Source organism: Symbioplanes lichenis (assembly GCF_030709675.1).
In the GTDB taxonomy this organism is placed as follows: domain Bacteria; phylum Actinomycetota; class Actinomycetes; order Mycobacteriales; family Micromonosporaceae; genus Actinoplanes; species Actinoplanes lichenis.
In genome coordinates this window covers 230,742-257,707 of record NZ_JAUZQD010000003.1, presented here as the reverse complement: position 1 = coordinate 257,707, position 26,966 = coordinate 230,742, and the positions used below count along the sequence as shown (strand labels likewise).

General features: G+C 72.3%; 14 protein-coding genes and 1 pseudogene. 4 read left to right on the top strand and 11 right to left on the bottom strand.

Features of this window, described 5'->3' with window-relative positions; all coding sequences use genetic code 11:
- Positions 1 to 25: 25 nt before the first annotated feature.
- The 4 genes from RAN62_RS08330 to RAN62_RS08315 all read right to left on the bottom strand — a co-directional run bounded on the left by RAN62_RS08330 (position 26) and on the right by RAN62_RS08315 (position 16,190).
- Positions 26 to 13,918, bottom strand: a complete 13,893-nt coding sequence (locus RAN62_RS08330; protein WP_305783925.1) for a non-ribosomal peptide synthetase/type I polyketide synthase — start codon at positions 13,916 to 13,918, stop codon at positions 26 to 28.
- Positions 13,887 to 15,338 (bottom strand): MFS transporter, encoded by a 1,452-nt coding sequence (locus RAN62_RS08325; RefSeq protein WP_305783924.1) that lies wholly within the window; start codon positions 15,336 to 15,338, stop codon positions 13,887 to 13,889. Before RAN62_RS08325 ends, RAN62_RS08330 begins: the two co-directional genes overlap by 32 nt.
- A 99-nt stretch (positions 15,339 to 15,437) precedes the next feature.
- Complete coding sequence (locus RAN62_RS08320) at positions 15,438 to 15,686, bottom strand: DUF3040 domain-containing protein (RefSeq protein ID WP_305783923.1); 249 nt, start codon at positions 15,684 to 15,686, stop codon at positions 15,438 to 15,440.
- A 201-nt stretch (positions 15,687 to 15,887) separates the two neighbouring features.
- Positions 15,888 to 16,190 carry a GNAT family N-acetyltransferase gene (locus RAN62_RS08315; protein ID WP_305783922.1) on the bottom strand — a complete coding sequence of 101 codons (303 nt, stop codon included), beginning with the start codon at positions 16,188 to 16,190 and terminating at the stop codon, positions 15,888 to 15,890.
- Positions 16,191 to 16,434: 244 nt separating this feature from the next.
- Here RAN62_RS08315 and RAN62_RS08310 point away from each other — a divergent pair, with 244 nt between their 5' ends.
- Positions 16,435 to 16,596 carry a hypothetical protein gene (locus tag RAN62_RS08310; RefSeq protein ID WP_305783921.1) on the top strand — a complete coding sequence of 54 codons (162 nt, stop codon included), beginning with the start codon at positions 16,435 to 16,437 and terminating at the stop codon, positions 16,594 to 16,596.
- Here the strand turns inward: RAN62_RS08310 and RAN62_RS08305 are convergent.
- Positions 16,590 to 16,967 (bottom strand): STAS domain-containing protein, encoded by a 378-nt coding sequence (locus RAN62_RS08305; protein WP_305783920.1) that lies wholly within the window; start codon positions 16,965 to 16,967, stop codon positions 16,590 to 16,592. The two genes, RAN62_RS08310 and RAN62_RS08305, sit on opposite strands and share 7 nt — an antisense overlap.
- A gap of 93 nt (positions 16,968 to 17,060) precedes the next feature.
- Positions 17,061 to 18,095, bottom strand: coding sequence for a LacI family DNA-binding transcriptional regulator (locus RAN62_RS08300; RefSeq protein ID WP_305783919.1), 1,035 nt, complete (start codon positions 18,093 to 18,095; stop codon positions 17,061 to 17,063).
- A gap of 137 nt (positions 18,096 to 18,232) precedes the next feature.
- Between RAN62_RS08300 and RAN62_RS08295 the strand changes: the two genes are divergently transcribed.
- The gene (locus RAN62_RS08295; protein WP_305783918.1) at positions 18,233 to 19,612 is read left to right on the top strand and encodes a DUF1996 domain-containing protein; all 1,380 of its coding nucleotides are present in this window, start codon (positions 18,233 to 18,235) and stop codon (positions 19,610 to 19,612) included.
- 321 nt (positions 19,613 to 19,933) lie between these two features.
- Here the strand turns inward: RAN62_RS08295 and imm40 are convergent, their stop codons facing one another.
- The 3 genes and pseudogenes from imm40 to RAN62_RS08280 all read right to left on the bottom strand — a co-directional run bounded on the left by imm40 (position 19,934) and on the right by RAN62_RS08280 (position 21,342).
- Positions 19,934 to 20,299, bottom strand: a complete 366-nt coding sequence (gene imm40 / locus RAN62_RS08290) for an Imm40 family immunity protein (protein WP_305783917.1) — start codon at positions 20,297 to 20,299, stop codon at positions 19,934 to 19,936.
- 2 nt (positions 20,300 to 20,301) lie between these two features.
- Positions 20,302 to 20,949: pseudogene (locus tag RAN62_RS08285) on the bottom strand (polymorphic toxin-type HINT domain-containing protein); the annotation flags it as partial.
- Positions 20,950 to 20,961: 12 nt separating this feature from the next.
- Positions 20,962 to 21,342, bottom strand: coding sequence for a hypothetical protein (locus tag RAN62_RS08280; RefSeq protein WP_305783916.1), 381 nt, complete (start codon positions 21,340 to 21,342; stop codon positions 20,962 to 20,964).
- A 25-nt stretch (positions 21,343 to 21,367) separates the two neighbouring features.
- Between RAN62_RS08280 and RAN62_RS08275 the strand changes: the two genes are divergently transcribed.
- Together RAN62_RS08275 and RAN62_RS08270 are read left to right on the top strand one after the other, a co-directional pair.
- A complete protein-coding gene (locus RAN62_RS08275) occupies positions 21,368 to 21,523 on the top strand; it encodes a hypothetical protein (RefSeq protein ID WP_305783915.1) in 156 nt (51 codons plus the stop codon).
- Between the two features lie 173 nt (positions 21,524 to 21,696).
- Complete coding sequence (locus RAN62_RS08270) at positions 21,697 to 22,485, top strand: hypothetical protein (RefSeq protein ID WP_305783914.1); 789 nt, start codon at positions 21,697 to 21,699, stop codon at positions 22,483 to 22,485.
- A 93-nt stretch (positions 22,486 to 22,578) separates the two neighbouring features.
- Here the strand turns inward: RAN62_RS08270 and RAN62_RS08265 are convergent, their stop codons facing one another.
- Both RAN62_RS08265 and RAN62_RS08260 read right to left on the bottom strand, forming a co-directional pair.
- Positions 22,579 to 23,928 carry a YncE family protein gene (locus RAN62_RS08265; protein ID WP_305783913.1) on the bottom strand — a complete coding sequence of 450 codons (1,350 nt, stop codon included), beginning with the start codon at positions 23,926 to 23,928 and terminating at the stop codon, positions 22,579 to 22,581.
- Positions 23,929 to 24,006: 78 nt separating this feature from the next.
- Positions 24,007 to 26,940 (bottom strand): discoidin domain-containing protein, encoded by a 2,934-nt coding sequence (locus RAN62_RS08260; protein WP_305783912.1) that lies wholly within the window; start codon positions 26,938 to 26,940, stop codon positions 24,007 to 24,009.
- Between the last annotated feature and the right edge of the window lie 26 nt (positions 26,941 to 26,966).

Sequence of the window (26,966 nt, the reverse complement as noted above, 5' to 3'; positions counted from 1 at the left end):
GTGCGGCGGCAGCAGGGGCGGGTTGTCAGGTGGGCAGGGGGGCGGCCGGGCCGGCGAGGACGTGGTGGAGGAGGTCGAGGTAGCGGGCGGCCCAGGCGGCGACCGTGGGTTCGTCGAAGAGGGCGACCGCGTAGATGATTTCCAGGCGCAGGCCGCCGCCCGGGAGCTCGGCGAGTTGCCAGGCCTGGTCGCCGCGGGAGCCGGTGGTGGCGATGTGGCCGGCCGGGGCGGGGTCGCATCCCGGCAGGCGCAGGACGGATTCACCCTCGTCGAGGGTGGCGAAGTAGACGCGTTCCGGGGCGGTGAGGCCCAGCGCCGCGGTCTGGACGCGGGAGGGCACGGACTGGCGGGCCAGCATCTGCCAGTTGGCCTCGGTCGCGCGGGCCACGAGGTCGTCGAAGCTGGCGGCGCCGCCGGTGGGGACGATCAGCCAGGCGGCGCTCGCGAAGATGCCGACGACGCGGTCGAAGCGGGCGTCCGGACGGTTGGCGACGGTCGAGTTGAGGGGGATGTCGTCGCGGCCGGTCAGCTGGTGGGCCAGCCAGGCGAAGGCGGCGGCCAGGACGGCGTACGGGGTGCTGGTGCGGCTGGTCGCGTACGCGCGGACCCGGCGCATCAGATCCGGTGACAGATCGATGGTGTACGCCGCCCCCGCGCGCGACACGTCCGCGGTGCGCGGGTGGTCGGTGGGCAGGGCGAGGGTGCGCAGGTTCGGGAAGCGTTCCGCCCAGGCGCGCAGCTCCGCCCGGGTGGCCGGATCGGCGAGATGGTCGCGTTCCCACGTGGCGAAGTCGATGAAGTCCGCGTCGAGGGCGGGCAGACCCGCGGGCTCGCCGGTGAGCGCCGCCCGGTAGAGCGCGCCCAGGTCGTCGGTCATGACGTCGAGCGACCAGCCGTCGCAGATGCCGTGGTGGATGGCGAACAGCAGCTCGTGGATCCCCTTCGACGCCAGCAGCGCCACCCGGAAGCCCGGCTCCGCATCCAGGTCGAAGCCCTGAGCGGCCCATTCGGCGGCGATCGCATCCCATTCGGACGGATCAGCATCCCGGATTGGCAGTGACACCGGGCGCGGCCGGAGAACTTCCTGCAGGACGACGCCGTCACGCTCGGCATAGCGGGTGCGCAGCGCCGGATGCCGTTCGACCAGGGCGGTGACCGCCGAGGTGAGCGCTCCGACGTCGAGGTCGCCGCGCAACGAGAAGCGCACCGCGATGGTGAGCACGCTCGGCACGTCGCTGGCGAGGGTGCTCTCCCGCTGCCGCGCCTGCACCACCGCAGCCGGCGCGCTCCGCACCACATCGGAAGCCGGGGCGGCATCCACGGGCGTGAAGGGCGAGCGCAGGAAGTCAGCCATGTGCCGGATGGTCGGCCCGGCCAGGAACTGCCGGACGGCCGGCGCCCGCCCGAAGGCAGCGCGCACCGCGTTCAAGAGCCGGATCGCGCTCAGCGAATGGCCGCCGGCGGCGAAGAACGTCTCGTCCGGCCCGATGCTCGTACGACCTGTCTCCGCGCACCACATCGCGTGCACCCGTGCTTCCAGGTCGTCCCGGGGCGCGGCGCGGTCGAGCTTGCCGTTGACGGTTGTCGGCAGAGCGTCGGCGAGGGTCCACACCGCCGGGATCATGTACGCGGGCAGACGCGCCGCGAGAGCCTCGGCCAGCGCGGCCGGGGTGACGTCCGGCCCGGTGGGTACGACACGCGCGGTCAGCTGGACATCGCCCCGGTGATCAAGGCCGGTCAGGACGGCCGCCTCGCGCACCGACGGCAGGCGGCGCAGGTGGTGCTCGACCTCGCCCGGCTCGACGCGGAAGCCGCGGATCTGCACCTGCGCGTCGTTGCGGTGCAGGAACTCCAGGTGCCCGTCGCCCCGCCAGCGGCCCACGTCACCGGTACGGTAGGCGGGACCGTACCGATCGTGGCGGACGAACCGGTCGGCGGTCTCCTCCGGCGCGCCCAGGTAGCCGTCGGCCAGTTGCACCCCGCCGGTCCAGATCTCCCCCGCGACGCCGGGCGGCACCGGCCGGCCGTCCTCGTCGAGCACCCGCACCCACATCCCGGGTACCGGCCGCCCGATCGCCGGGACATCGGACGAGCCCGCCGGGATCCGAGCGGTGGTGACGGCGACGGTGGCTTCGGTCGGGCCGTAGATGTTGGTCAGCGCGAACGGCCGGCCCGCCGGGCCACCATGGTGCAGCCGGTCGCCGCCCACCACGAGGTGCCGCAGGTCGCCGGCCCCGCCGGACCAGTCCAGCCCCAGCAGCAACTCCCCCATCGGGGTGGGCAGCATGGCGACCGTGATTCGTTCCGCCACGAGCCATTGCCGTAACGCTTCGGGGTCGAGGCGGACGTCGTCGGGCACCGGGTGCAGGCTCGCGCCGGCCCGGACCGCCGGCCACACCTCCGCGCAGGACGCGTCGAAGCCGGGGCTGCAGTACCAGCTGAGCCGGTCGGCGGCGGTGATACCCAGGTCGCCGATCCACCAGGCGACGGTGTTGGCCAGCGCCGCGTGCGGGACGCGGCATCCCTTCGGCCGCCCCGTGGATCCCGAGGTGTAGAGGACGTACGCGATGTCGGCCGGCCCCGGCGACACCGGCTCGGGTGGTTCTTCGGCGGGATCAACTGCGGGATCCACGCGTACGAGATCAGCCAGCGGAACCGGACCGACCACAGCGACCACCTCGGCGGCCCGGGCGATCTCGGCCAGGCGGGCGGTGGGCTGGGCCGGATCCAGCGGTACGTAACCCGCGCCGGTCCAGAAGACGGCCAGCATCGTGGCGACGGCGTCCGCCCCGCGGGGCAGGTGCACACCGACCAGCCGGCCCGGACCCGCCCCGGCGGCGACGAGTCGCGGGGCGATGGCGGCGGCGCGGCGGCGTACTTCGGATCCGGTGACCACCCCGTCGGATCCATGGACCGTCAGGCCGGCGGACAGGTCGAGGGGCGACAGCAGACGGTCGGCGTCCGGGGCAGGCGGGCCGCCGTCCTGCCACCGGGCGAGCAGGGCGGCGTCGGTGGCGGTGAGGCGGGGCAGGGCGGACAGCGGCTCGGCGGGGTGGGCGAGGCCGTGGTGCAGGGCCAGGCGGAAGTGGTCGAGCACCCGCCGGGCGGTCGCCTCGTCGAACAGGTCGGTGGCGTAGTCGAGCCGGCAGTCGATCGTCGCGTCGCCGCCGGTCAGGACCAGGGTGAGGTCGAAGGGCGCGCGGCGGGCGACCACGGGCAGCGGCTCCGACCGGATCCCGGGCAGGTCGAAGGCGAACACGGGCGCGCGGTCGAATTCGATGACCACGTCGAAGAGCGGGGTGCGGCCGGGTTCGGTCGCGTCGCCGAGCGCCGCCACGATGGCGGGCAGGCCGGCGGCGCGGTGATCGTGGGCGGTGAGGACGGTGGTGCGCGTCGTGCGTACCAGATCGGCGAAGCCCTCCTGGTCCGCCACCGGGACCCGCAGCGGCACGGTGCTCAGGAACGCGCCGACGACCCGCTCGGCACCGGCCGGGCGGTCCGCCACCGGCGCGCCGATGATCTGGTCCGGCTCGCCGGTCAGCCTGCGCAGGGCGACGGCCAGGGCCGAGACGAGGACGGCGTACGGGGTGACGCGCTGCTCCCGGCAGAAACGCGTCAGCAGTTCGTGGTCGCCGGCGCCGATCGTGGCCCGGACATGGTCACCGGCGCCGGTGCGCACGGGTGGGCGCGGCCGGTCCACGGGCAACTCCGGGCGGGGTGGGCGTTGGGCCAGCGTGGCCGTCCAGTGCTCGAGTCCGGCGGCGCCGGGATCCACCGGGGCCGGCAGGGGATGCGGCGCGGGCAAGTCGGTATTTCCCTGGTACGCCTGGGAGATCTCCTCGGTCAGCACTTCCGCGGACAGGGTGTCGATGACCAGGTGGTGCATGCGGAGTACGAGCAGATACCGCTCGGGGCCCTCCCGGATCAGCCGCGGCTCGAACAGCGGGCCGGCGGCGAGGTCGAACCGGTGGGCCGTCTCCGCGTCGGCCACCTCGGACTCGTCCCCGCCGGTGACCGGCAGCAGCAGCGGCCGGGGCGCGCCGATCTCCAGCCGGGGCTCGCCGTTCTGCTCGGGGAAGGTCGCCCGCAGCATCGGATGCCGCCGCACCATCAGGTCGAGCGCAGCGCGCAGTTTTCCGACGTCGAGGGCGCCGGTCAGCCGGACGACCGCCGACTCGGTGTAGGCCGGGCCGGGATCCGATTGCTCGGCATGCCAGATCGCTCGCTGCGCCGGCGAGGGCGCCGGGGCGATGGTGAGCTTCTCGATGTGGGGCAGAGCCGCGAGCATTTTCTCGGGCGGGATTCCGAAGTCGACGAAGCACCCGATCTCGTTCACCCCGAGCGCGGTGAGCCGGGTCAATAAGGGCGCTGCTTCGCGCGGGCTGCCGATGAGGGCGCGGTCGGTGGTGTAGCGCTCATAAGCCCGGCGGAACACGAAGTTCAGATCCTCGGATGCCATCCCGTCCAGATCGACCTGCATCCCGAGGCTGTTGGTCAGCTGACCGAACAAAGCCAGCGACGAGCGCAGATAGTCGCAGAACGGTTCGAAGGCCTCCGCGCGCGTCTGCTCGCCGTCGTCGCCCAAATAGGTGTGCAGCAGAAGAACCACGCGACCGGCCTCGGGATCCAACCCCGCCTCGGCGCGGGCCCGGCGATAGAGAGCGATGTTGCCGGCGAGCTGATCGACGGTCTGCGCCATGAGATTGGTGATGACGCCGAGTCCCGCCGCCCCGGCCCGCCGATAACTGTCCGGGTTCCCGACGACCGCAGTGTAGAACTCCGGCATCGCCTGCACCGGCCGGGGGAACAATTGCACCTGAGTACGGCTGCCGTCGCCCGCGGTCGCCTCCACCGCGGCGCCGCTCCACAGTTCGCGGATCCGCTCGATGCTCTCGTACATGCGGTCGCGATGATTGCCGTACGCCTGCGGGGCGAGCACGAAATCGCGGGCGTGCCAGCCGCTCGCACACCCCAGCGCCACTCGCCCGTTCGACAGATTGTCGACCATGGACCACTGCTCGGCGACGAGAATCGGATCGTGCAGGGGCAGCACGACGCAGCCCGCCCGCAAGCCGATCCTTTCCGTACGCGTGGCCAGTGCCGCGGCCAGCACCGCCGGATCGGGAAAGATGCCGCCGAACGAGTCGAAATGCCGCTCCGGAAGCCAGACCGCGTGCAACCCGTGCCGGTCCCCGAAGACGGCGGCGTCGACGATGGCTTGATATTTCGCCGGTGCGCTCTCCCGCGGATAGTCCCCGAAGAAGTAAAGACTGAAATCGAGTGTTCCGTTGGGTGGCTGCGGCTCGGGCGTCCCGGGCGCTTGCCGAGTCTCGTCCAGGTTGCCGGCATCCACGTCGAGCTCGGCCGGCTCCCGTTGCGCGGTGGCGTCCAGTTGCTCCGTGGAGTTTTGCCGCTCGGCAAGATCCAGTTCCTCCGTGGAGTCCTGCCACACGTCGGAGTCCAGTTGCACCGTGGCGTCCCGTTGCGCGAACGAGTCCTGTTCCCCGGTCGCGTCACGTCGCACGGCGTTGGGCGTCCTAGGAACCTGGGCTGGTTCGGTTCGGGGGAAGAAGCCGGCGGCGCGGAGCTCGGTGAGGCTGTTCTTGACCGCGTTCGAGATGGCGGCGAGATCGGTGTCGGTGTGTGCGGTGGACAGGAAGAAGTTGCGCCATTCCCAGACGTGGACGCCGGCGAGCAGGAGGTGGTGGAAGAACAGATCCAGATTGGCCGTGGACGCGAAGCGGAACAGTGAGCCGAAATGGAGGGTCCGCAGCGGGAAGTCCTCGGCGGCGAAGAAATCGTTGAGCGTGCCGGCGAGGGCGGCCGTGCGGCGGTTGAGTGATTCTTGCAGTTCGGGGCCGGCGTCGCGCAGCCGGGACAGCACTGCCTTGGCGGCCACCATCGACACCGGGTGCTGCAGATAGGTGCCGCCGAAGAAGGTCGTTTCCTGGGGCGGCGCGCTGGTGTCGCCGTACTGCCAGAAGCCGCCGTCGACCCAGTCCATGATGTCCGCGCGGCCGGCGATCGCGCCGACGGGATAACCACCGCCGAGGACTTTTCCGTACGTGGCCAGATCCGCGCGGACACCGAAAACGCCCTGCGCGCCGCGGAGATGAGGGCGGAAACCGGTCAGCATCTCGTCGAAGATGAGGACGATGCCGTGGCGGTCGCAGAGTTCGCGGAGCTCGCGGACGAAGGCGACCGGCCGGCGGTCGGGATGGCGACTGGGCACGGGCTCGATGACCACGGCGGCGATGTGGCCGGCCTCCCGTGCGATGGTCTCCAGGCTGGCCGGGTCGCCGTAGGTCAGCACGCGCATGTCCGCCACGGCCGATTCCGGGATGCCCGCCGACACGGGTACGGTCCGCCATTCCTTCTCGCCGTTTCCGGCCGGCACCGAGCGGCTCAGCACCGGATCGAAATGCCCGTGGTAAGACCCCTCGAACGTGACGACCACCGACCGCCCCGTGAACGCCCGGGCGATGCGGAGGGCGCCGGAGTTGGCCTCCGTACCCGTGGTGGCGAAGGCGGCCCGGTCCATGCCGGTTAATTCGCACAACAGGTCGGCGACTTCTCCGGTCTCGGCGCTGCGCGGGCCGAACCGCATGCCGGAGTCGAGGAAGTCCCGCACGGCGTCGGTCACGAAGTCCGGATCGTGTCCGAAGAGCAGCGTGCCGAATCCCATGGTGATGTCGACGTATTCGTTGCCGTCCACGTCCACGATGCGCGAGCCGCGGGAGCTGCGCGCCGCGATCGGATAGAGCATCTCCTTGGTGGCGCGCCGGAAGCCGACGACGGCCCGGCTGTCCGCGAGGCGGCGGCGGTGCTGCTGGGCGATGCGTTTGGAGGCGGCGGTACGCGCGGTGTAGCGCTCGATCAGGGCGTCGACGTGGCGTTGCTGTTGCTCGGTCAGCCGTCCCCCGGCGGCGCTGGGCGTCGCGCCGAGCGGTCGCGGCCCGAGCTGTCCCGCCGGCGATGACGTCGTGGACGGCCCGCCCGAGGGGAACACGGATTGCGGCGCCGCGAGATGCGATGAGGCCGCGGTGGGATGCGGTGCGGCCGAGGCGATCGGGGCGGTCGGGCGGGCTTGGAGTTGCTGCGCCATGAGGTCGGTGAAGCGGCTCATCAGCTCGAGCTGCGACCGCACGATGTCGTCGGAGACCGGCGCCGGGCCGGAGGAGGGAACTTCAGAAGAAGGGGCGGCGGAGGAAGGGGCGGCGGACGGAAGGACGGCGGAGGGAAGGGCGGCGGAGAGGGAAGGCGCGGCGAAGACAGGGTTCGGCGCAGGGGCAACCGTAGGAGCTGGCGGGAAGGCGGCGGGCGCGGCACCCTCACCACCGGCACCCGAGCCAGCGGCACCCGCTCCAGCGGGCCCAGAAGGGGCAGGCGGCGAAAAAGCAGGCGGCGAAGCCGGGGCGCTCGGAGGCGGGGCGGGGGCGAGGGCGGCGAGGCGGTCCGGGGTCATGCGGGTGGTGAGGGCCTTGGTGAGGAGGGCGGCGGTGTCGTGGTCCTCGAAGAGTTCGCGCATGCCGAGGCGCACTCCGAAGGCGGCCTCCACGTCGCGGAGCAAGTTGATCATCAGGAGGGAGTCGGCGCCGAGGTCGAAGAAGGGGCGGTCCGGCGGGATGGCGTCCGCGCTCGTGCCCAGGTGGCGCGCGACCATGTGCCGCACCCGGTCGAGTATGACGGTGGTTGGCGGGTCGGCGACGGGCTCGTTCGGCATGGGGTGCGGACCTCCAGCGGCGGCACGATCAGCGGACGAAGGAACGGCGGCAGGGCGAGCAGGTTCGGCAGCGGCGGGAGCCCAGTGCCGGTCGGCGCGGAACGGCATGGTGGGCAACGGGATCCGGCGGCCGCCCGGGGCGAGGCTGCTCCAGTCGACGTGGATCCCGCGGCGGAACAACTCGCCTACGGCGCCGGCCAACGAGCCGTCGCGGCGGTGCGTGGGGATCCACGTGGTGTCCGGCCATTGCGTACCCAGGCCGGTCAGGACCGCGCCGGGGCCCAACTCGATGAAGGAGGAGGCGGCACCACGGTCGAGAGCCAGCAGCGTCTCCACGCCGGCCCGGAAGTTCGCGCGGTCGCGGGTGTGCCGGCGGACGTGGCCGGCGCCGAGGAGCGTACCCGGGGAAAGGATCGTGCCGTCGAAGCCTGACACCAGCGGGGTCTGGAGGGGCTGCCAGTCCAGGGTGGCCGCCTGGGCGGTCAGGTCGTCCAGGATCGGATCCATGGCGGCGGAGTGGAAGGCGTGGCTCACGGCCAGGCGCCGGTAGCCGATGCCGGCCTCGTCGAGAGCGGCGCAGACTTGATCCACCACGGCCGGCGAGCCGGAGAGGACCTGGTTCTCCGGGCCGTTGCGCACGGTGTGGGTCAGGCCGGGCACGGCGGCGCAGAGATCACCGGCCGTGGCGTCGTCGGTGAAGACGGCGACTGCGGCGCCCGGCTCGGTGCGATGCTGCATCAGGTGGCCGCGCAGGCCCGCGAGGTACATGGTGTCTGCCACGCTCAGCGCGCCCGCGAGGCACAGGGCCGCGTACTCGCCGGCGCTGTGACCGATGAGCTGCTCCGGGCGTACGCCGATGGTGTGCAGGAAGCGGGCCTGAGCGAGCTGAAGGGCGACCAGCGCGGGTTGCCCGGCCGCGGTGTCGCCCGGGGTGACCGGGGCGAGCAGGTCCGTCCCCCACCAGCGTTCGTGGTGGGCGGCGCACTCGCGGAGGACGTCGCGGGCGGCGGGATGGCCCTGCAGCGCAGCGATCGCGGCCGCGACATCAGCCCCCTGCCCGGCGAGGGCAAAGACGACAGGGCCGATAACTGGCGCGGCCGGGGAATCTGCCGGCATCCGCAAGGCGCGCGCTGCCGCGGTGGCGGTGGCGGCGTGGATGAAAAGCCGCTCGCTGTGGATCCGCCGCCCGGCGCCCAGCGTCATGAGAACGTCCTCGGCCCGGGGCGGATCCGCCGCGTCGAGGCGGTCCGCGAGACGCCCGGCCAGCGTGGTCAGCGCTTCGGAAGTCGGCGCCGACAGCGGCACGAGATAAGCACTCGTGGAGGGCGCGGGATCCGGCGCAGGGCCCTGTTCGACGATCACGTGCGCATTGGTGCCGCCGACACCGAGCGCGGACACGCCGGCCCGCCGCGGCTGCTCCGCGGGCCAGTCCACGGGTGAGGTCGGCAACGACAGGGCGCCGGCGACGATCGGATCCCGCAAGCCGGCCACCGGCGGGATCTGCCCGTGCCGGACGGCGAGGATGGCCTTGATGAGTCCCGCCATGCCGGCGCACGTGTCGAGGTGGCCGATGTTGCCCTTCACCGCGCCCACGGTGAGCGGCAAGCGCCGCTCGCCGAAGACCGTGCGGAGGGCTTCGATCTCGATCGGGTCGCCGATCGGCGTTCCGGTGCCGTGGGCTTCCAGATAGCCGAGGTCGTCCGGGGTCAGGCCCGCCGCGGCGAGGGCCCGCCGGATCACCGCCGCGTGCCCGCCGACCGACGGCGCCGCATAGCCCGCCTTGTCCGAGCCGTCGTTGTTGACGGCCGTGCCGGTGATGACGGCGTGGACGGTGTCGCCGTCGGCGAGGGCGCGGTCGAGCGGCTTGAGCAGCAGCGCCGCCACGCCGTTGCCGCCCACGGTGCCGTCGGCGGCGGTGTCGAAGGGGCGGCAGACGCCGGTGGGCGACAGGATGGATCCCGGCTCGGCGCGATAGCCGGCGACGCCCGGCACGTGCAGCGCCGCCGCCCCGGCCAGCGCGAGCTCCGCGTCGCCGGCCTGCAGGGCGCGTACGGCTTGATGGACCGCGACCAAGGCGGTCGAGCAGGCGGTCTGCACGCTCACGGCCGGGCCGGTCAGCCCCAGCTTGTAGGCCACCCGGCTCGCCAGGAAGTCCGTCTCGTTGCCGATCGTGGCCCGCAGCGCCGCCACCTGATCGCCGGGATCCACATCGCCCAGTTGCGTGCGCAGATACGTCCGCAGGGAGTACAAGTGCATCCCCGAGCCGGCGAAGAGCGCCACGGGACCGGCGCTGCCCGCGTAGCCGCCGTCCTCCAGCGCCTCGTGGCACACCTCCAGGAACTTGCGGTGCTGCGGATCCATGAGCGCGGCCTCGCCCGGGCTGATCCCGAAGTACGCCGCGTCGAAGCCGGCGATGTCGTCCAGGGCGCCGCTGGCCGGCACGAACCGCTCGTCGTCGACCAGCGCGGCGGGCAGCCCGGCGGCGAGCAGCTCGGCCCGGTCGAAGCGCCGGATGCTCACCCGCCCGTCGAGCAGGTTCCGCCAGTACTGCCCGGTGTCCGCGGCGTCCGGGAAGCGCAGCGCGATGCCGATCACGGCGACGCGGCCGTCCCGGGTGCCCGCCCCGGCCGGCGTGGCGCCGTCCGCCGCGGACGAGCCCCCGAGGTGGGCCCGCAGCGCGGCCGGGGTGCCGTGCTCGAAGAACAAGGTCGGCGGGAGGGTACGCCCGAGAGCCCGCTCCAGCAGCGCGTGCGCCCGCAGAATGGCCACCGAGTCGAGTCCCGCGTCGTAGAACGGCACGTCGTCGCGGACCCCGCCGGGCAGCGCCGCTCGCAAGGCCGCGTCGACCTGCCGGCGCACCACACCGGATCCCGCGGGCACGGGATCGGACACCACTGGAGCGGCTCGGGATACCAGGGGCGGGGGCAGCTCGGTGCCGAAGGCGTCGGCCCCGGCGGCGGTCTCCAGCGCGTGCGGCGGCTGCACGAGGCCACGGAAACGGACGGCGGCTGGATCCACGCCCAGGTACAGCTGACCGGGCGGCAGACGGAGGGCCGCGTGGGTGAGGGCGGCCGCCTGGGCGGGCTCGAGGACGTACGCGTACCGGCGCAGGGTGTCCTCGATCGCCTCCTGACTCCGGCTGATGCCGGTGCCCCGCCAGGCGCCCCACGCGAGGCACCACACGGGCCGGTCCCGCGCGAGCTGCTCGCACCACGCCTCGAGGAAGCGGTTGCCGGCCGCGTAGGCGCTCGCCCCCGCCACCGGGACCTGGGCGACCAGCGACGAGAAGGCGATCAGGGCGGCATCCGGCCACCGGGCCAGCAGCTCCGAGACGGCGAGTGACCCCTGCACCTTGGCGGCGAGCTGGTCGTGCCAGTGATCCGGGTCGGCGGTCGCCAGTGGTTCGAGCTGGTATTGGCCCGCCAGGTGCAGGACGCCGTCGAGGGCGCCGCCCCACGCGTCGACGGCTTGGTTCAGGGCTTGCGGGTCGGTGATGTCCAGGGCGGCGTACTGGATGCGGTGTCCGGCGGTGCGCAGCGCGACGAGGGCCGGATCGTCGGCGGGGACGGGGGTGCGGCCGGTGATCAACAGGTCGAGGCCGTGGGGCAGCGAGCCGAGCAGGGCGGCCGCCACTCCCCCGCGCCCGCCGGTGACCAGCCAGCGCGATCCCGGCAGCAGCGGCGACTCCCCGTCGGCCAAGGCCAGCGGGACGCGCTCGAGCCGCCGCACCAGGGGCCGGCCGCGCCATGCGATGACCGGTTCGTGGTGGCGCCAGGTGAGCGCGCGGCGGATGACGGCGTCGTCGTGGTCCGGGACGTCGAGGTGCCAGGCCCGTACGCCGGAATGCTCGGCCGCGAGGCTCGCTCCCAGCGAAGCGACGACGGCCGCCTCGGGCGACGACGACCCCACGGTGACCAACTCGCCGGTCCAGCCCTCCGCGGCGATGCGGCGAGCCAGCGCCAGCATCTCCGCCACCGAGGATCCCGTGTGGACGATGCGGGGCGACGGGACCGGGTGTGGATCCTCCGGGAACGACCGGGGATGCCATGTGGCCCGATAGACACAGTCCGGCGCGGTGCGGGGATCCGAGGACCGGACGTCGTCGTAGCCGCCGGCGAGCCAGCGGGCGCGCATCCCGGCGCGCTGGATCTTGCCGCTGGTCGTCTTGTCGAAGCGGTCCGGCGGCACCGCCACGATCTCCGCGCCGGTGATCTGCATCCGGTGGGCGAGATGGGCCCGGACCCGGCTCAGCAGGCCGGGATCGTCGCCGCCGGAGGGCACCAGCAGGACGGCGATCCGCTCGATGCCCTCGGCGTCCGGCACGCCCAGCGCCGCGACGTTGCTGACGGCCACCCCGTCGACCTCGCCGGCCACGTCCTCGATCTCGTGGCAGAAGTAGTGGACGCCGTTGACGATGATGACTTCCTTGGCCCGGCCGGTGATCGTCATCCGGCCGTCGTGCAGGTAGGCCAGGTCGCCCGTGTCGAACCAGTCGCCGTCCGGGAACGCCTCGCGATCGGCCTCCGGGTTGTGCAGATAGCCGGGCAGCACCCGCTCGGAACGCACCTGCAGCCGGCCGATGTGCCGCTCCGGCAGCACGGTCCGCCCGTCGGGGCCCGCGACGCGCATCGCCGTGCCGGCCACGGGCGGCCCCATGCTGAGCAAGGTGCTGCCGGACGGATCCAGTTCCAGGCGTACGCCGTCCGGCCCGACCCGCACGCGCTGCACGGCCGCCGCGTCGAACGGCTGGTACGTGCAGACCGTGCACGTCTCGGCCATCCCCCACGCCAGCAGCAGCGGGCGCGCGCCGAGCCCGAAGCGCTCGGTCGTCTGAGCGAACCGGCGCATCACCGGCTCGGTGCACTGCTCGCCGGCGTTGATCAGGCTGCGGACGTGCCGCAGGTCCCAGGTCCGCGTGCCGTCGGCCGCCCGGAGGGCCTCGGCGACCAGCTTGAATCCGAAGTTCGGGGCCCAGCTGTGCGCGGCCCGGTGCTCCTCGAGCAGGTCGAGCCAGCGCAACGGGTCGGCCAGCACGAGCGGCGTCGCCACGTGTACGGTCGGCGAGCCGAGCAGCACCGGCCCCAGATGGGTCATGACCAGCGCGGCGACGTGATCGAGCGGCAGCCAGTTGAGGGCCGTGCCGCCCGGGCGGAAGCGGCCGGCGAGCCGGGATCCCCGCGCGTAGCGGACGAGCCCGCGATGGGTCAGCGGAACGATCTTGGACCGGCTGGTGCTGCCGGACGACAGCTGCAGCGTCGCCACGTCGCCGGGCTCGGGCAGATGCACGTCCGAGGCAGGCGGCGCGTCCCGCCAGGCGTCGAGGTCCAGCACGCGCATCCCGCGCATTCCCGCGTACGCCGTGAGGGCCCCGACCGTCGTCCCGCTCGACAGCACCGGGGGCTCGCCGAGCGTGCGCCAGGCATGGAACAGCTTGTCGAGCGTGGCGTTCCGGCGCTCATAGGTGGGCGCCTGCGCGACGGCGACGGGATGCAATCCGCCGAGAACGCACGCCCACAGTCCGGTGAAGTGACCGGTCAGCGTGGGCGCGTGCAGGATCACCGGGTCGCCCGGGCGCAGCCCCTCGGCGCGCAGTCCCGTCAGGATCCGGCGGGCGGCGCCGGCGAGCTCGGGATAGGACAGTCGCCGGGTCCCGTCCGCCTCGACCAGGGTCAGCCCGCGATCGGGCCAGGTGGCGGCGGCGTGGAGCAGGGCCCGGACGAGGTCGGGCTGGTCGTGCTCGTCCTCCGGCAGCTCGTCGCCGCCGATGACCACGGGCGGCCCGGCGGGCTCGTCGGAGTGCACCTGCGGGCCGGCCTCTTCGCCGGCCGGCGGCGCCATGGGTGTCGTGAGCGGGAACGTGGGCACGGGCGGCGGCGCGGCGGGGTGGATCGGGGCGCCGGCCGAGGTGGCGACGGGCAGGCGGTGGAGAGCGGGCCAGTCGACGTCGCCGGTGTCCGTACGCGGGATGGATGTCACCACGACGACGTCCGGTAGCGCTGGATGGGATCCCGACGCGGCCGCCGTGACCGCGCGACGCAGGTCGGCGGGATCCACGCCGGGCAGGGGCGCCACGTAGACGACGGTGCGCCGCCGCCCCGCCACGTCGATGCGCTCACTCATCGCGAGCTCGGCGGCCCCGGCGAGGCCGGCCGCTTCGGACAGGTCAACCGGCGGGTCGCTCGTCTCGTGCGGCATGCGATTCCTCTCTGGCTGCCGGTCCCGGCGACGCGGAACCGGTCGAGGCGGGGCCGGTCGTGGCCGGGCCGGTCGTGGCCGGGCCGGTCGTGGCCGGGCCGGTCGTGGCCGGGCCGGTCGAGGCGGGGCCGGTCGTGGCCGGGCCGGTCGAGGCGGGGCCGGGCGCGGCGGCCGGCTTCGCGCGGGCGAGGCCGATCCGGGCGGACAGCGCCACGGCGAGGAGCACGACCACGCCGTGCATGGCCAGGGCGGTCGTGAAGGGACCCCACAGGTCGATCAGGCCGCCGGCGACGAGCATGCCGGCGCCGAAGCCGCCGTTCTCGGCCATCGCGGTGAGGCCGAACGCGTAGCCCCGGGCCGGTTCGGGCTCGGCCTGCAGACGCGTGGAGTAGGTGATCTCGGTGTAGCCGTCCGCGATCCCGGCGACCAGGGCGACACCGAGCATGCCGGCCGTGGGCAGCCCCGCGAACGCCACGACGAACGCGATCGACATGACGCAGGTGCCGATGATGAAGCCGCGTTGCGTACGGGCGGGGTCGTCATAGGCGGCACCCAGCCGGCGGCGGGCCAGCCGGACAGCTTGGTGCGCGACGATCAGGCCGACCGCCCACACCGCGAAGAAGGTGCCGACGAAGCCGGCCGGGTCGCCGGGCCGGATCTGCGTCGCGTAGACGGGCAGGCCGACGTTGTGGGAGGCCGAGCCGAACGCGTCGGCCGCGCGGACGGCGACGATCACGGCGATCACGGGGGTGGTGGCGAGCGCGGCGAAGGCCGTACGCCGCCAGGTCTTGTCGTGTCTCTCCCGCCGGACCGGTGCGGAGTCCCGCCGGGGCCGGGCGAACGGCATCGGCACCAGGAGCAGGATCAGCGCCGGAGCCAGGAAGGTGGCGGCGTCCACGGCGAAGGCGGCGCGGTAGCCGAGCCACCCCACCAGCACGGCGCCCGCCGCGAAGCCCGCCGCCGTGGCGACCGCGCGCCCGGTGACCAGCAGCCCGTTGGCGGCGACCCGGTGCTCGGGGCCGACCAGGTCGGGCACGCTGCTGCGGAGGACGACCGCCGAGACGGTGCCGAGGACGCCCGAGACCACGGCGACGACGGGCAGCAGGGTCAGCTGGACCGGCTCGGGGGACACGGCGAGCGCGGTGAGGGATGCCGCCTGGACCAGGTTGGATCCGATCAGGACGGCGCGGCGGGGCAGCCGGGCCGCGACCCAGCCGGCGCCCAGCCCGGCCACGAATCCGCAGCCCAACCGCAGGGCCAGGAACGCGCCCACGCCGACCGCGCTGCCGGTGGCCTGATAGACGAACAGGTTGAGCGCGACCATGTTGAGGTAGCCGCCGAACGTGGAGACCATGCTCCCGGCCGCCAGCACCCGGAAGCGGGCGAGCGAGGGACGGGCAGGGCTGCGGGGGTCCGCCACGCCGCCAGCTTGCCAGGCTCAAGGTCATCAATCAATGGCGTCGAGATCGGTCGATGCCTTGGCCCAGGTCACGGCCGCGGTGGCACCTCGGCCCGCGCGTCAGCGCCGGTCGGTTCCCCGGAACCACAGCCGGAGGCCGTAAACGGCGGCGAGCAGCGCCAGCAGCGCCCCGGTCCCGCCGCCCAGGGCGACCAGGAACGGCATGCTCGCCCACAGCAGCAACGCCACGACCGGCCGCCGGGGCAGCTCCCGCGGCTCGGCGACCTGCCGGGTCCCGAAGCCCGGGTCCTCCTCCAGCAGCCCCGAGACGATCTCGTTGAACCGCCGGCGATCGTACGAACTGAGCACCTTGCCTCCCGCAGCGCGACATGCCGGAACCACCGGCCGGCGGCCGCACCGCTGCGACCGCCGCCAGAGGCAGATACGCACAGCCTTCCCGCTTCGGACGAACCCATGACGGACAACTTGGAGGACTTCCGTCACACCGGCCCGCGACCTCGGCATTCAGGCGCAATCACTCACGCCCGCCGGTCACCCGGGAGCGTGGGACTACTTGATCCGGCGGGTCGAGCGGGCCACGATCTTGTCGTACTCGCGGTGTCTGTCCAGCCACTCGCCGAGCAGCGGGTCGATGGGCACGACGGTCCGGCTCTTCGCGCGGGCGTCCTCCAGGGCGGCCCGGGCCAGCGCGTCCGCGGCGCCGGTGCCCTCGAAGGCCGGCTCGACGCGGGTGTGCGTACAGGCCATGATCGGGCCCGTCACCTGATAGGTCAGCACGCCCGCCAGCACCCCCTCGGCGTCCCGCGCCTCGAAGCGCTCCTTGTCAGGGACGTCGGCCACCACGAACTCCACGCTCCCACTCAACCATGCCGCGGCCGCGGCCGCGCGCGAGCCCCGGCAAAACCGCAGACCAAACCCCCAAAGGCCAGAGTCATCCCTACGTATCCCGACGTGAGCGACACGGACACGTCGTCCAGCTCGTCCCATCCCTCGTCCGGCGGGCCGGGCTCGGTGTCCCACACCTCGAACCGGACGGCGGCGACGTGGTCCTCGCCCGGGCTGCGGAAGTCGAACGGCCTTCTATCGGTTCCACGCCGTGGAGGCCGTCGCCGCCGCGCTGGGGCCCGATCCGGCCGAGGCGGCCTGGCACGCGTGCTACCGGGCCGCCTCGGCGATCGGCGGGAACTTCGACGATCAGTTACGGCTGGAGGTGCTGCGCCGGCTGGTCGAGAGCGCCCGCCGGGGCACCGCTCACTGACCGGTGGCGACGTCGTCCCAGACGTGGGCGACGCCGAAGTGGTGCAGCAAGCCGGTGATCTCGAGCACTCGGCGGACCATCGGTGGCAGGTTGAGCAGCACGATGTGGCTGCCGGCGCGGCGGGCCTCGGCCTGGCACTGGGCCAGCGTGCGGATGCCGGAGGAGTCGAGGAAGGTGACTCCGCTGACATCCATGTCGACGCAGGTGGGACGGTGCTCCCGGAGAGCCTGCAGGAAGACCTCGAACACCCGGTCGGAGGTCACCGCGTCCACGTCGCCCTGGATGATGATCCGGGTGATGGACGTGGTGTCGTCGTGCCGCACCTCGATCCGCAGGCCCGGATCCACGTCGGACGCCTGATCGAGAGCCATGGGGGACCCCCAGCGATTGTCGCGCAGCCCTCACTGCTGAAGGTGTGTCCCACCGTAACGTGCCCCGTGACCCTGCGCCACCGGCGTCACGGGTCAGGCTGACCCCCGGACGATGAGGGCCGGCTCATAGATGACCGACGACGGGCGCATGGTCGCGTCGTCGAGCCGGGCGAGCAGGAGCCGGGCCGCCTCGGCCGCCATGTCCTCCAGCGGCTGCCGGACCGTGGTCAGGGGTGGGTCCGCGGCCAGGGCGGCGCTGCTGTCGTCGAAGCCGACCACGGCGACGTCGCCGGGCACCCGCCGGCCGGCGGCCCGCAGCGTGATCACCGCGCCCAGAGCCATCAGGTCGTTGGCGACGAAGAGGCCGTCGATGTCGGGATGACGGCCGAGCAGGTCCCGGGTGGCGGCCTCGCCCGACTCGCGGGTGAAGTTGCCGGAGACCAGGGGCACATAGCCGTGGCCGTGGCGGGCCATGGCGCGGCGGAAACCGGCGATGCGGTCGGCGCCGGCGGGCACGGCCGGCGGGCCGGAGATCATGCCGATCGTCCGGGCGCCGCGGGCGACGAGATGGTCGGCGGCCAGCCCGGCGCCGGTCTCGTTGGCCAGGTCGACGTAGTTGATGGGCACCGGCTCGCCGGGCCGCCCGATGAGGACCGCCGGCACCCCGGCGTCGGTGAGCATGCCGGGCAGCGGGTCCGAGGCGGGCAGCGACAGCACCACGGCGCCGTCGGCCTGGCCGTGCCGCAGGTCGCCGACCAGCCGGGTGCGCTGCTCGGCCGTGCCGACCATCTGCAGGGCGAGTTGGATCCCGGCCACGCGCAGGACCTTCATGAGACCGCCGACCACCCGCCCGAAGTAGGGGTCGGCGAAGAAGCGCCCCAGGAACGGGTCGTCGTCGTGCGTCTCGGAGTCCGACACCACCAGGACGATCGTGCCGCTGCGCCGGGTGACCAGCGAGCGGGCGAGGCGGTTGGGGACGTAACCCGTGGCGTTGACGGCGTCCCACACCACGCTGTGCAGCTTGGGATCCACGTTGCGCACGCCGTTGATGACCCGGGACGCGGTGGCCCGGGAGACGCCGGCCGCCCGGGCCACATCTTCCAGCGTGGGCAGGCGGGTGGCATCCATGACGATGGTTATAGCACGGAAAGCGCTCTCCTCAGCACCCCGGCAAAAGCCGCTTTCCCCGTACGGACATTGACCGCCGTCAGCACGGGAGGCACACTTCGGAAAGCGCTCTCCAACCCCCTACCCTGGAGATCCCCATGAGAAGTCGTCTAGGGCTCGTCGCCGTTCTCGCGGTGGCCCTGACCGTCCCCGTCTCCCCGTCCGCCGCCGAAGCCGCCGACACGCTGCTGTCGCAGGGCAAGCCCGTCCTCGCCTCGTCCCAGGAGAACGGTGGCGCCCCGGCCACCGCCGCCGTCGACGGGCGCTCCGACACCCGCTGGGGCAGCGTCTGGGCGGATCCGCAATGGCTGCGCGTGGATCTCGGCACCACGGCCACGATCAGCCGCGTGACCATCGCGTGGGAGGCCGCGTACGCGAAGGCGTACCAGATCCAGACCTCGCCCGACGGCACCGCCTGGACCACCGTCCACAGCACGACCACCGGCGCGGGCGGCACCGAGTCGCTCACGGTGAGCGGCACCGGGCGCTACGTCCGCCTGTACGGCACCCAGCGCGCCACCGGATACGGTTACTCCCTGTACGAATTCCAGGTCTACGGGACGGCATCCACCACCCCGCCCGGCGGACCCGGCTGGATCCCGGCCCCGAACCCGGTCACCGGCGTCGTCCCGTCCCGCGCGGTCCCGCCGGACACCAACCCGCCGACGACCCACCACGAGTTCCAGATGAACTGCTCGGTCAGCCGGGGCAACCTGCCCGACGACCCGATCGTCTTCCCCGGGCTGCCCGGCGCCTCGCACTCACACACGTTCATGGGCAACACCACAACGAACGCGGGAAGCACCCTGACCAGCCTCCAGGCCGGCGCCACGTCGTGCATCACGCCCGGCGACAAGACCGGCTACTGGATGCCGACCCTGCTCAAGGGCGACACCGCGATCCAGCCGGTCGGCCGCCAGGTCATCTACTACAAGAGCGGCGTCATCGACTACCGCAGCGTCCGCCCGTCCCCGCCCGGCCTGCGCTACCTGGTCGGCAGCCCCACCGCCACGCTCGACGAATTCCGGAACAACCCGGGCGCGGTCGAGGGCTGGGAGTGCGGCGACAGCACCTTCAACTGGGACTTCCCGGCGTCGTGCCCGGCCGGCACCCAGCTCAACATGCGCCTGCAGGCCCCGAGCTGCTGGGACGGGCGCTATCTGGACTCCCCCGACCACCGCAGCCACATGGCCTACCCGGTGCTCGGCATCTGCCCCGACAGCCACCCCGTCGCCGTACCGATGATCGAGTTCAAGATGGCCTGGCCGGTATCCGGAAACCTCGCCGACGTCCGCCTCTCCAGCGGCCGCGGATACAGCTTCCACTACGACTTCTACAACGTCTGGGACGCACCCACCCTGGCCGCCCTCACCACCCACTGCATCAACGGCGGCCTGCAGTGCGACCCGCGCGGCTTCGACCTCTACAAGCCGGACCGCGGCGCCGCCCTCGACGAGAACTACCAACTCCCCCACTGATCCCGTACGCCCGGCGCGGTGCCGGCAGCCGTCCCATCGGCCACTAGCACCGTGCCGGGCCCATCGAGCCTGAAATAGCAGCGAAATCATCCACTCGCGCCAATCGTGAATGGCACGAGCAGTGACCTCCGCTCGGATTCCGGGTACCGCCGAACCGTTGGCGCACAACACAACATCCACGAGGCGAGTCGGTGCCGTCTCCCGCAGAAGGCCGCGTAACACGATGCGCCGAGCGAAAACTTGCCGCACCGCGACGGGTCCCGCGCACCAGGGAGAACCGACACCGACATCACGTCGTGGCCAGCGGCCCTGTCGAGAGGGTCAGGATGCCGCCTGCACCGGCTTCACGACGAAGGTCACCCATTTGTCGTCCATTGACCCGTAGCGAGCGAAGAATTCACCTGCCGCAGCTCTCACCCGTGCTTCGTGGCCCGAGGACGACTTTCCCTCCGAAGAGTCGACATACCAGGTCTCCCCTACTGGAAAATAGCCATCCTCTTCGCATTCCCAGAGATCTCCACCCAAGATGACCACGCCGTTCTTCACGAGGGCCTCGAACACTGCAGGAGCCGCATCGAGAGGGAAGCAATACTCTCGCGACCCTGCAATGACGGTTAGATCCACGGCCAGTGCCGCCAAATTGGGCGACAGCACGCGGAGCATGTCGGATTGCGCTTCGCTCACCATGGTCACTTCATCCTCCGGTCGAAGAATCGATGGTTGACCGAACCATCAGCCTCGACAATCCAATGGAACGTGCCCCTGGAACCGTTCACCGATCCAGGAAGCTTGACGTGTAGCCGAGAGATGCCGTCGCCTCCTCTGACCATCGAGGTGTCCCGCATGGTGGGCATGGCATCAATCTGCGCAGGGAACCCATGATTATCCCCGCTCTTGATTTGTTCCTGGACTTTTTCAGTGTAGCGAGTGCCCTGAAGCGGATTGGCGTCCGGCCGCTCCGGCCCCAGCACATTGTCCGCCATCGACGGCGCAGGAGTGTCGCAGTTGTGTACGAGTACCGGCGTTGCGCCGGCAAGGACATAGTAGGTGTGGGTGTTGTCGACGGTGAGGTCGAACATCTGGCGCCGGCCGTCGTAGGTGTGGACCCGCACCACTTCCGGCTCGCCGGTGCCCATGGTCCGGAGATCGTCGCCTGGATTCAGGTCGGCGGCGTTGACCCATCGGTAGGCCGACTCGTTCCAGAAGGGGTGGTGGGTCGTCGTCCGCAGGACCGAGTTGCCGTCGCTGGTCGAGACGGTGACGTCGGCGAACTCGCGGTCGAGGTTGACGTGGGTGGCGGTGACCTCTTCGGCCCGGTCGGCTCCGGTCGCAGGGTCGTGAGTGACGACTTAGTCGCCGACGTCGATCTCGTCGATCGGCTTGAAGGAGCCGTCAGCCATCAGAACCAACGTGCCTGCCACGAAGCTGTGGAAGATGCAGCTGGTGGCTTCCTCGACGGCCTTGCGGCTCTTCTTGTATTCGCCGAGCGCGTTGAAGAGCTGGCCGGCGAGGGACTTGCCGCGTTTGATGGCGGCGACGAGTTTGTTGGCTCGGAACGCATAGCGGGCGATGAGCTTGCCGGCCGCGCCGCCGACCACGCTGGCGACGATGTTGAGGGCGGTGTTGACGCAGCCTTCGATGTCGCCCTGGGTGAAGCAGTCGATGGCGTCGGTGATGCCGAGTTCGTCGGCGATGAACTTGACCAGTTCGCGGCCGACCTTGGCGACCATCTCCTTGGCCTTCTGCTCCGCGCTCTTGGCCTTCTTGACGGCCTCCGAGGTGTGGGAGCCGGTGCTCGCGGTCGAGTTGCTGCTGCTGCCGGAGGAGGTGCCGCTGGTCCCGGAAGAGTCCGAGCCCGTGCTGGGGGTGCTGTTGCACCCGCCGCAACCGTCGTTGTCGCCCTCCACCTAGTGGTACTCGCCGGTGTAGTCCACGAAGTCCGCGCCGTCGTCGGAGCAGTACTTCAACCCGCTCGGGTCGCTGAAGGTGCCCGGGCTGTTGTTCGCCCGTGTCGGTCAGCAGGTCGACCGACACGGCAATGTGTCCTCGCTGATGGGTGCCGCCGGGATCTATCGTGATCCGCGATGCTCGACTCGTGGGCGGTCGTCGATCCGGCCCGTCATCCCTTCGACCGGGCCGGGGCGCCGGCCGTGGTCCGGTCCCTCATGCCGCCGCTGCCCACGATGGACGGCGGACCCGGCCCCGGGTCCGGGTCAGGCAGGCCCGGCTCGGGGCGACGGTGGCCGGACGCCGGGCGCGCGGCCGACGACTGGCGTGGCCGCATGACCGCGGCGCTGGTCGGGCACTACGGCGAGTGGGCCGGCGGCTGGTGGTGGACCGGCTGGATCGGGGCCTCGCCCGACGGCTGGTACTGGAACGATCCCATCGTCACCGACGCGGCCCGGACCGCGGACCGGGTGGTGACCTCGCTCGGGGCGTGGCGGGATCGGCTCGAACGGCTGGCCGTCGTCATCGGGCGGCACGGGCCGCAGCTCGGCGCCGACCCGGCGGCCTGGGAGGCAGCCGCCACCGACGTGATCACGGCGGCGTTCGGCGGCGCCGGGGAGGCGGACGAGTGGCAGGGGCCGTGTCAGCGCAGCCTGGTCTGGCTGCTGACCGCCGCTGGGATCCCGCCGCGGGACAGCGACGACCTCGCGGATCGTGCCCTCGGCCGGCTCTATGACAGCTGGGTGTGGCCGACTGCCGCCGACGTCGCTGACATCGCCGGACGCTTCGCCGCGGCGGTCACCGGAGCGCCGACAGGTCCGGCGGGGCCCGGAGCCACCGCCGGCGAGTGGCCGGACACCTGGCCGCACAGCTGGCCCTCGTGGCGGGCGACGAAGGTGACGCGCCCGATCGAGCGACGAAGGTGACGCGCCGGCCCGGGCGGCGAAGGTGCCACGTCCACGGGGGCGCTGAACCGACAGCGGGATACCGCTCGGAGCCGCGCTGCGCAAAGGCAGCGCTCAGGGTTGCGCGGCGATCGACAGGCGCAGCAGGCGGCGGCCGTCGACTGCGGCAAATTCCTGGGCGGCGCGGTGGAGGGCGGTGGGGACGAAGCCCGGCACCCGGCCGGTCCGGTGCCCGGTGAAGGGGTCCCAGATCTCCAGCCCGGCCGGCGCCGCCGCGTAGAGCCGCCGGCCGACGCCGAAGAGCGGCCCGCGCGGACCGGCGAAGGCGCGCACTTCGGTCCCCGCCGCCAGGTCGAAGATCCGGACGCCCGCCAGCAGCCGCTCCTCGTCGTCCCCGATGCCGCCCACCGCGAAGAGGTCGTCGGCGATCCAGCACATCGGCTGGTTCCAGCCGTACCAGCGCTGGCACAGATCCTGGACGCTCAGCCCGTCGCCCGGCTCCTCCGGATTGCCCCGGTCCGCGGACTCCGGCGGGCCGGCGCCCAGCCAGGCCGTCATCTCCCAGGCCGTGACCAGGCCGCAGGGCGCCCAGACCCAGCCGTCGTCGGCGAGCCACCGGCCGGTCGGCGAGGGATACAACGCGCCGTGGAAGTAATCCTGGTAGCCGCCCTCGCGCCCCGGCGGCGTCAGCCTCTCCCCCGTGGCGGGGTCGCTCACGTCGAGCCGGTTCCAGTCGGTGCGGTGCACGACGACCGTACGGCCGGCGTGCACGGTGAAAGCCAGCGAGAAGGGCACCTCCTCGGGGTGGTAGTCCCCGCCGTGCAGCGTCATGGTGACCCGCCCGGTGCCGAGATCGACGACCCGCCCGTGGTGGCCGCGGTCGTTGACCACCGCGGCGAACCGGCCGTCGTCGGAGACGTGCAGCCGGTGCCGGAAGACGCGCCGGACCCAGGGCCGCTCGTCCGCTTCCGGGGTCAGGACATCCGTCGCGATCTCCTCGCAGGTGCCGCTCGCCGGATCGAAAAGGACCAGCCGGGCATCTGCCGTCAGCACGAGCCAATCCGCCTGGCTGCCCCCGGCACGCTGCTGCCCGCCCAGGGACGCCCGGCCGAGAGACGGCACTCCGGCGATGTCGAGCACCGTCCCGAGCTCGTCCGGCAACGGCGTCACGAGCAGCCTGCCGCCGACCGGCTCCGGCCGCTCGGCGATGCCCGGCTCCCCGTGCCAGCCGCTGAACTGCCCGTCCTCGTCGTCGGCGTACCGGGCGTAGCATCCCTCGCACACCGGCACGAGCGGCACCGCCTCCCCACGCTCCGCCGCTCGCAGGCAGTCGGCGCAGCAGTAGTCCGCCTCGAGCCCGCGACCGGTCAGCAGGGCGTGATAGTCGATCGTGGCCGGGAGCAGGTGCCGGCACAGCCGGTTGGTGGCCGCGTGCGCCACATGCCCACAGGGCAGCGTCTTCACCCCGGCCAGTGTGCCGCAGCGCTGCACGACCCGCGAGCAGCCGGCAACCCCGGAAGGAGCTGCCGGCCAACTCCACGATCAGCTGCGATAGACGCCGAATTCCCAGAGCGAATACCCGTACGCCGTCGCCCGCTGGGTCCCGGTCACCCGCACGTAGCGGCCGGACCCGTTGACGGCCACATTGTCGAAGCCGCCGTCGCCTGTTGTCGTGGTGTGGACGGTGGTCCAGGTGGTGCCGTCCGGCGAGGTCTGGATCTGGTACGCCTTGGCGTACGCGTCCTCCCACGCCAGCAGAACGTGATCGAAGGTCTGCACCGAGCCCAGATCCACCTGCAGCCACGCCGTGTCCACCCATTCGCTGGCCCAGCGGGTCGCATAGTCACCGTCCACGGCGAGCGCCGGGGGCTTGGCGTCGGCGGACTGGAAGGAGGAGGCGGTGGCGGTGCGGCCGCGGGCGAGGTTCGTGCCCGGGACGGCCGGCGGGACGACGCGGAACGAGCGTTGTTCGATGCCGACGTTGCCCTGGCCGTCGTACGCGTAGACGTAGATCTTCCAGACGCCGAGGCGCTCGGGTGCGCGTACGGAGAAAGTGGATCCGTTCTCGGTGAAGTTCACGAACGAGAGGCCGACGTTGCCCGTGATGTGCTTGTCCGAGGCCATGAGGTTGTAACGGATCAGGTCCCCCTGCGGGTCGCTGACCGAGGCGGAGACGGTGAACGTGCCGCCGGCCGGGACGGCGGTGGGCGTGCTCACGGTCATGGCGGTGATCTCCGGCGGGGTGTTGGGCGCGTCCTGCCCCGTGTAGGCGCGGCGCAGCGCGTGGTAGCCGAGCCGCCGCCAGCCGCCCGTGGTGGTGTTGAGCCACACGCCGCCGAAGTCGTTCTCGAGGCCGTAGTGGAACTCGGTCGCGCCGAGCGCCACGCCGGGGTGCGACTTGATCGCGTTCCAGCTGTCCGTGTAGCCCTGCCGTTTGGCCAGGTCGGACGGCTCCTGCGGCACCCCGTTGACGTCGTCCGGCACCTCCCACTCGCCGTCCGGGCCGCCCTCGGTCACCACGTACGGCTTGGTGTATCCACCGGCGATCCAGTCGCGCTTGACCGTGTCGATCGCGCCGTAGGAGTTGACGGCCAGCAGGTCGAGCGCCGGGGCGTAGCGCTGGTAGTAGGTCCACGCCTGCGTGTACGCGTCGGTGGAGGTCACGGGGTGGTTGGGGTCGGCCGCGTGGACGGCGACGGCGATCTCGTTGACGAACTGGGCGTACGCGATCCGCCGCGCCTCCACCACGTCGGCGGGCAGCCCGTGGTCCTGCATCGTGAGGATCACCTCGTTGCCGACGTCCCACATGAGGACGCCCTGGCGGTTCTTGAGCGCGTTGACCCGGGCGACGATCTCGGCCTTGGCCGCGGTCTTGTACGCCGTGTCGTTCACGTAGTCGGCGCCCTGGTTGAGCCAGTGCCCGACGATCACTTTCAGCCCCTGCTGCGCCGCCTTGTCGAGCAGCACCGGCGTCTGCGCGTCGTCGACGCCCCACGTGCGGATCGTGTTGACGCCCATGGTGCGCAGGTCACGCACGTACCCGTCGGCGGCGCCCTGCGGCGGGCCGTAGGTGACACCCTTGATCTCGTACGGGGATCCATTGACCTGAAGTTGCCATGCACCCTGCGTGCCGGTGACGCGGACCGTGCTCGGGCCGGCCGGCGTGGGCGGGTCGGTCATCGCCGGGGCGGTCGCGCCGGACTGCCGCGACACGGTCACCGAGTCGACGAGCAGCGTGCCGCCGGAGGTCGTGCGGGCCGTGGGCGTGGTCAGCCCGGCCACCGAGTCGGGCAGGGAGCCGCCGATCGCGAGGTCCAGCCGCAGGTAGAAGCCGTGCTGCACGGCCGCCTGCCACGCGGCCACCCCGACCTGCGACTCGCGCACCACCCACGTCTGCCGGCCGTCGAGGTAGAACCGGATCTCCTCGTCCGTTTTCGTGCGATCGACCACCTGGGCGTACTCGTGATAGCCGGTCTTGCATCCCACGCAGGACGCGAAGCCGCTCGACCGGCCCGTGTACTCATTGCACACCCCGCCGGGCGCGGTGCCGCAGTGCAGCGTCTGGGCGAGCTGGCCCCGGCCGTTGACGTCGGTCATGATGTCGGTCTCGCCGACGCCGGGCCAGTTCTGATAGTTCCCCCGGTACGCGGCGCCGGTCGCGCGGAAGCCGGGCCAGTACCCGAGCCCGTCGGCGACGTCGGGCTGGCGGAGCACGGCGGCGAAGCGCAGCATCTCCCCCGGCTGCGGGGTGAAGTCGCTGCGCTGGGTCTCGATGCGTCCGGAGGTCCAGTCCGTGCCGGTGCGCCGGGCCTGGATCGCGAGCCGCCCGGCGCCGTCGAGCGTCACATTGGATGCACTGGCCGTCTCCACGGATCCGGTGCCCCAGTGCGCGGCGCCACCCGGATATTGCGTGCCGGTGCGGATCAGCCAGTTGGCGGCGCTGGGCGCGCTGCCGGCCGGGCCGTCGAAGCTGTCGCTCCACACGGTGGTCCAGGTGTCGGCGGCGGCCCGGCTGCCGTACACCTCGAACTCCCACAGCGAGTAGCCGTAGCCGGTACCGCGCTGCAGACCGTTCATGCGCACGTAACGGCCGGCGCCGGTCACGGTCAGGTCGTCGGTGCCGCCGGTGCGGCCGGTCGCGGTGTGCACGGTGGTCCAGGTGCTGCCGTCGGGCGAGGTCTGGATCTGGTACGAGCTCCCGTACGCGGTCTCCCAGCGCAGCACGACCCGGCTGATCGTGGCGGCGGCGCCGAGATCGACGGCGAGCCACTGGGCGTCGGTGAACTGGCTGGACCAGCGGGTGCCGGTGTTGCCGTCGACCGCGTTCGGGGCGGCGACGTCGGCGCCCTCGGCGGAGCTGGCGGTGGCCGGGCGCCCCTGGGACAGCAGGGTGTCGGCGGCGCGGGCGGAGGCGGGGACCATGAGGACGGTGGCCAGGGCTGTCAGGACGGACAGCCCCAGGCGGGTGAGTGCCATGCGGACTCCTGAGGGGAGCTGACGGG